This is a genomic window from Moorena sp. SIO3H5, assembly GCF_010692395.1.
GTDB lineage: Bacteria > Cyanobacteriota > Cyanobacteriia > Cyanobacteriales > Coleofasciculaceae > Moorena.
Map to the genome: position 1 here is coordinate 1 of NZ_JAAHHS010000497.1, position 5,098 is coordinate 5,098.

Genomic DNA, 5,098 nt, shown 5'->3' on the forward strand with positions numbered 1-5,098 from the left:
AGCCACCGCAGCCCCAGCATTCATTTGACTAGCGCGACCGGTCCCAGCAGCTATAATCTTAGCACCAACTGATTGTGCGATCGCAACAGTTTCATCATCACTGCCCCCATCTACCACAATCACTTCCACATTAGACGCTTCCCTAACCGTAGCCAAAGTATCAGCTATGTGACTAGCCTCATTGAGAACCGGGATGATAATGGAAATTTTTACTATCACGCAAGACGTTTAGGCATTGTTTCTGACAAATTAGCATTGCTGAGTAGGAAATAACCAATGTCCCCTTAATTTCTATCCATATCTAGACATTTATTATATTATAGCGATACAATAAAAGGTAAACTAGATACAAAATCAGCAGTCAGTGGTCAGTGGTCAGCAGTCAGCTTATATTCAAAAGCACCATCTGTAGTCTGGCACAGGCTTCGTGGAACAGGCTTCCAGCCTGTGACCACCTAACCCATAAGCTGATACCTAATACCTAATACCTAATAGCTGAACGCGCACGCGTGCGCGTAGCGCTTAAGCTGTTCGCGTAGCGCTTAAGCTGATAGCTAACTGCTGATAGCTGATTAAACTCAATTCAAATAAGGTGATAAATCCAACATGTCAGGGTTAACCATTAGTATTGGAGAAGCAGCCAGTGAGCTAGGGGTCTCAGTTAAAACCTTAAGGAGGTGGGCAGACGCAGGAAAGATTAGGTCACAACGTTCTCCCAGTGGCCATCGGCGATTTTATGTAGCCGATATCAAACACATTACACCACGGAATGTCGGTCAGATCGATGATCGCATAACTATTAACTATGCCCGTATTTCAGATCAAGACCAAAAAGAAGATTTAGTCAAGCAAATCAAGATTTTAGAGTCTTTTAGTACTGCTAATGCTTGGCAGTATGAAACAATTCAAGATTCAGGTTCCGGAATCAATTCCCAAAATAAAGGCTTACAGAAACTGCTCAAGCGCATCATGCAGGGAAATGTTGGCAGAGTTGTCATTACTCACAAAGATAGGCTGCTTAGAGTTAGTGCTGAATTAGTCTTTGCTATGTGTGAAGAATTCAATACAGAAGTAATAATTATCAACAAATCATCAGAAGACATCAGCCTTGAACAAGAATTAGTCAAAGACATGATGGAGCTGATTACAATATTTTCAGAAAAACTAGAAAGTGCTAAGAGTTCAAAAATGTAAGCTATTAGATATTAGGTATCAAATTTGATACTACCCAGAGATCCTCTGGGCGGTCAACATCAGTAAGCTCGGAAAGCATAGCCATAGTTAGGTTAAGACTCTTAGCAATATCCACTGTTTGCTGCAAAACCTCAGAGGTGCCCCAACTCACTCCCACAAACAAATCTGGAATCAATCGACTTAGACCAACCAGATAGTAGCCGCCATCCTTGGCTTGTCCAAGTACTAAATCATGATGGTCTAGAGCCTCAAATGCCTGATTCATCAACGAACTATTCAAATCGGGGCAATCAATACCAATGATCACAACTTTGGTCATGCTTTCCGCAAAGGATAACTGAAATGCCGTTGTGATGCGCTTGCCCAAATCCCCATCACTCTGAGGTTTATAGACCAGATTCGACCCTAACCAATTCTCCATTAGCTGTTGATTACCACCAGCAAAATGGATTTCTACAGACACAGGGCGAGCAGTTGTTAATTCCTTGACCTGGGCAACAGTGTGTTCAGTCATGCGACGTTGAAGGTTGGCCGCACCATCCGCTCCTAGAGCTGGTATCATCCTGGTTTTAGTCTTTCCGGGCTCTGGATAGCGGCTGAAAATAATTAGGCGTTCTGTCACCATCATTATCTAAAGGGAATAGGGAACAGGGAACAGGGAATAGGGAGTAGGGAGTAGGGAATCGGGAGTCGGGAGTCGGGAGTCGGGAGTCGGGAATCGGGAACAATAATTATAACAATTACTACACCAATTTTTAGATAGCATTTATAATGCTATCACAAACAATAATCTTAATTTATCATAACAGTAAAAACTCCTTGGATATATTGACTACTGTTCCCTGTTCCCGTCTTGATGCAGTCGCTCATGGGGAGGGGCTGTGTGCGGAACCTGCGTCCGCACCTGTCTTGATGCAATAGCGAGTGGGGGAAACCCCCAAGACCGCGCTGCATCGCTCTCCAGCCCCGTGGAAACCCCCAAGACCGCGCTGCATCGCTGTTCCCTGTTCCCTTTTACCATCAATCCTATGTTCACAACTCAAATACAAACGCGCTTAGTTTACATGCCTATTTTTTCCAAAACTTCTTGGGCAAGAGACCTAAATTCTTCTGAAGCCAGAGAATAGGGCTTATAATCCAAAACAGACACTGGAGACGGTATATCTTGATTGTCTACTTTTTCAACTTGTTCAGCACACTTTGCCAAATCATCTCGATCGAAAATAACACTCTTCATCACATCAAACCCATATCGATCGGAAATTGCTTTTATCCGTTTTGGCAAGGTATGTTGTATGAACATATTATTGGTTGCTATTTTAGAAGGCAGCACTCCCAAGACTTTAAGGGGCGGTTTAATTTTGACTTGTTTTCGATAGCTATTAATAGCTCTGATGAAATCTTTAACATTCAGTAAGCCTTGATTAGAAAAAGGCTTGAGGTCTGAAGGAATGATTAAATAGTCAGCAGTGATTAAAGCAATTCTAGCATATAAATTCCAAGAGGGCGGGGTATCAATAATGACCACATCATAGTCAGTTTTAACATCCTCTAGTTTATCCATCAGCATTAGCAAACTAAAATCAAGCTGATTCATATCAAGCTCATATTTCATCAGATCAATGTGGGCAGGGACCACATCAATTTCTGGATTGCAGAATTCCGATTTTCTAGCTACTTCCGAGATTGAGAAGAATTCCTCAGATTGCAAAACATGGAGAATATTACACTCTTTGATATCATCAAATGCTTCGTCATAAAATTTAACCAGTCCGGTAGCAAAGGTAGCATTAGCTTGGCTATCAAGATCGATGATCAGCACTTTTTTGCGGTTTTTTCGGATAGCTGCCCCTAGGTTAACCACCGTTGTGGTTTTCCCGACCCCGCCTTTGTTATGGTATACTGCAATGACCTTCACGTTATGTTACCTCTTTCTTTTTGTCAAAACTGGGATACACCATTTCCATAGTCAATATGAAAGGCGGTGTTGGCAAGACTACCACCACCGTCAACCTTGCTACCTGTCTTGCCAAAGATTATGGCATGCGAGTATTAATCGTTGATCTCGATACCCAGATTAATGCTACCCTAAGCCTGATGCCTCCAGTGCAATTTGCTAAACTCAAGAAGGAAGACCGAACCTTAAAAAAAATAATTAATCAAGTCATTCAGTCACCGACTCAGGCATATATTCCCATTGAACAAGCGATTCAGCGCAATATTTGTCGAGTAGATGGACTAGATTTATTGCCAGGGGATATCGAAACCTACAATGATTTTCTACTGGCTGCATTGCTGTTTTCTCAGTCAAAGGATAATCCTCAAGAGTTTGAAAAAAACTGGAATCAACTAGAAAATTATTTAATTAAGCGTGCCCTGGAGCCAGTGCAACAAATCTATGATTTTATTCTATTGGATTTCCCCCCAAGCGAGAATATTATCACTCGTAGTGGAATTATTGCTAGTGATTTTTATCTCATTCCTGCCAAACCTGAACCTTTATCAGTGGTTGGGATTGGCATCCTGGAAGAAGGACAGATCAAAAAGCTGGTACAAAGCGATCGCTCTGGGATAACCCTGATTGGGATTCTGTTTTTCTCCCTTGGTCACGCCACCAATATGGCTACACAAGTCAAGAACCGATTGACTGATAATTTTGGGAAAGAGAAAATTTTTAGTATCGAAATTCCCAGGAATGTTGCAGTTGCCAAAGCCGTGGATGAGTTTCGACCGGTGGTCATCAATGAACCCCAAGCAACTGGAGCCAAAGCCTTGACTCAATTTACTGAAGAATTTATCCAAAAATTATCGAATATTATAACAAATAAATCTAAAAACTAGTTGAGCAGAAGGGTGGAATCGGGAGTCGAGAATCGAGAATCGGGAGTCGGGAGTCGAGAATCGGGAATCGGGAATCGGGAGTCGGGAATCGGGGGAAGAGAGGTAAGACGTATTTTTCGATTAATTTGATTTATATTACTACATTTTTGCTCATTTTTGAGGAAATTGAGAATTTAGGAGCAAGGCGGAAATCATGATTAAATCTTGGATGGTAATTGCAGCGGTAACCCTGCTAGTAGCATTCGCTGGTAACTTAATCACCAGACCCGAAGGAGTCAGATGGTTCTATCGCCTACGTCGTCCGGAATGGCTAACCTTCGAGGGAGCAATTCCCCTAATCTGGATAACTATCTTTATTTGCGGTGGTTGGTCAGCCTATATAGTTTGGGAAAATAACCCAGGTAGCCGAAGCACCTGGTTGCTCATGGGTTTATATCTACTACTAGAAATCATCACCATGGCATATACACCCGTGATGTTCCTGTTTCGTAGCCTTACCGTTGGTACCATTATTGGTGGCACAGGTGCCTTTTTAAGTCTTATCCTGGCTTTACTGATTTATCCCGTATCCCTGGTGGCGTTTTTGTTACTACTTCCCTACATGCTTTGGAGTCCGATTGGTACCTACACCACCTGGGAAATGAGGCGACTTAATCCAGGAGCAGCCTAATTTCATTGTCAGCATATGTGCTACGCACACGCGTGCGCGTTCAGCTGTCAGCTGTCAGCTGTCAGCTTTTCAGTAAAATAGGTAAGCATTCGAGGAACGGTTTGAGCGTCGTTCGCACAGCGTGGCCATTCGCGTAGCGTGGCCAAAGGCCTTGGCCTTTGGCCACAAACATTAAGCCTATGCCAAAAAGCTGTTCGGTGTAGCGTGGGCATTCTGATTAATCTCAAACTATTAAATTCTCCCGTTGGAGGTTTATTTTAAGCTGAGTGCTGATAGCTGAGTGCTGATAGCTGAATACTTAGGATCAGTAATCATCGGTTCCATAAACAGTTTTGCCATCAGGCATCACAGCAAATTGTAAATCAGCGCCTTTTAGATTAGTGCCCTTTAATA

The 5,098-nt window shown here is 42.6% G+C and carries 9 protein-coding genes; 4 read left to right on the plus strand and 5 right to left on the minus strand.

What is annotated here, in order from left to right; genetic code table 11:
- Window positions 1-219: glycosyltransferase (locus F6K52_RS32110; RefSeq protein WP_293088461.1), on the minus strand; the 219-nt coding region annotated here is incomplete at its 3' end.
- Window positions 220-606: 387 nt separating this feature from the next.
- Between F6K52_RS32110 and F6K52_RS32115 the strand changes: the two genes are divergently transcribed.
- A complete protein-coding gene (locus F6K52_RS32115; protein WP_293088463.1) occupies window positions 607-1,194 on the plus strand; it encodes an IS607 family transposase in 588 nt (195 codons plus the stop codon).
- Between the two features lie 4 nt (window positions 1,195-1,198).
- Here F6K52_RS32115 and F6K52_RS32120 read toward each other — a convergent pair whose 3' ends face one another.
- The 4 genes from F6K52_RS32120 to F6K52_RS32135 form a co-directional block, all read right to left on the minus strand.
- Window positions 1,199-1,822 carry a TIGR04282 family arsenosugar biosynthesis glycosyltransferase gene (locus F6K52_RS32120; protein WP_293088466.1) on the minus strand — a complete coding sequence of 208 codons (624 nt, stop codon included), beginning with the start codon at window positions 1,820-1,822 and terminating at the stop codon, window positions 1,199-1,201.
- Between the two features lie 3 nt (window positions 1,823-1,825).
- The gene (locus F6K52_RS32125) at window positions 1,826-1,960 is read right to left on the minus strand and encodes a hypothetical protein (RefSeq protein ID WP_293088469.1); all 135 of its coding nucleotides are present in this window, start codon (window positions 1,958-1,960) and stop codon (window positions 1,826-1,828) included.
- Window positions 1,961-2,060: 100 nt separating this feature from the next.
- Window positions 2,061-2,189: a hypothetical protein gene (locus tag F6K52_RS32130; protein WP_293088471.1), complete on the minus strand. Its 129-nt coding sequence runs from the start codon at window positions 2,187-2,189 to the stop codon at window positions 2,061-2,063.
- Between the two features lie 65 nt (window positions 2,190-2,254).
- Window positions 2,255-3,112, minus strand: coding sequence for an AAA family ATPase (locus F6K52_RS32135; RefSeq protein WP_293088473.1), 858 nt, complete (start codon window positions 3,110-3,112; stop codon window positions 2,255-2,257).
- A gap of 20 nt (window positions 3,113-3,132) precedes the next feature.
- Between F6K52_RS32135 and F6K52_RS32140 the strand changes: the two genes are divergently transcribed.
- From F6K52_RS32140 to F6K52_RS32150, 3 genes are all read left to right on the plus strand, one after another.
- The gene (locus F6K52_RS32140; protein WP_364420772.1) at window positions 3,133-4,035 is read left to right on the plus strand and encodes a ParA family protein; all 903 of its coding nucleotides are present in this window, start codon (window positions 3,133-3,135) and stop codon (window positions 4,033-4,035) included.
- Entirely contained in the window at window positions 4,036-4,164 is a 129-nt protein-coding gene (locus tag F6K52_RS32145) for a hypothetical protein (protein WP_293088475.1), read from the plus strand.
- 64 nt (window positions 4,165-4,228) lie between these two features.
- Window positions 4,229-4,705 carry a TspO/MBR family protein gene (locus tag F6K52_RS32150; RefSeq protein WP_293088477.1) on the plus strand — a complete coding sequence of 159 codons (477 nt, stop codon included), beginning with the start codon at window positions 4,229-4,231 and terminating at the stop codon, window positions 4,703-4,705.
- Window positions 4,706-5,098 lie beyond the last annotated feature (393 nt).